A 400-nucleotide genomic window follows, 5' to 3' on the forward strand; every position below is an offset into this window, starting at 1 on the left:
GTTCTGTGATGAGGTCAGGCTGAAGAAGGTCGTTATGCCAGAGGCGGGAAGTCACATTACCTTCATCCTGCCGATGCCGGCGAGCTGGAGCCAGAAAAAACGCGTAGCAATGAATGGTCAGGCTCATCAGCAAAAGCCAGATGCCGACAACATGATTAAAGCGTTGATGGATGCACTGTTTGCTGACGACGCGCATATCTGGGACTTTCGGGTAACAAAGCTCTGGGGTGAGACCGGACAAATTTTAATTTCTGATATCGGAGAAGTGGCCGCATGAAACTGGAAGCCTCCTTAAAACACTTCAGCCCACAAGGCATGCATATCAGCGACAGCGTGAACATAACAGGAGCAGAGAACAATGCGTGACATGTACGAAGTTTTAGACCGCTGGGGCGCATGG

The 400-nt window shown here is 50.5% G+C and carries 1 protein-coding gene; it reads left to right on the plus strand.

Annotated elements, in window-relative coordinates; genetic code table 11:
* The coding region (locus FJV41_RS51370; RefSeq protein ID WP_141649688.1) for a RusA family crossover junction endodeoxyribonuclease at positions 1-277 on the plus strand (277 nt) is incomplete at its 5' end.
* Positions 278-400 lie beyond the last annotated feature (123 nt).

Source organism: Myxococcus llanfairpwllgwyngyllgogerychwyrndrobwllllantysiliogogogochensis (genome assembly GCF_006636215.1).
GTDB classification, from domain to species: Bacteria; Myxococcota; Myxococcia; order Myxococcales; family Myxococcaceae; genus Myxococcus; species Myxococcus llanfairpwllgwyngyllgogerychwyrndrobwllllantysiliogogogochensis.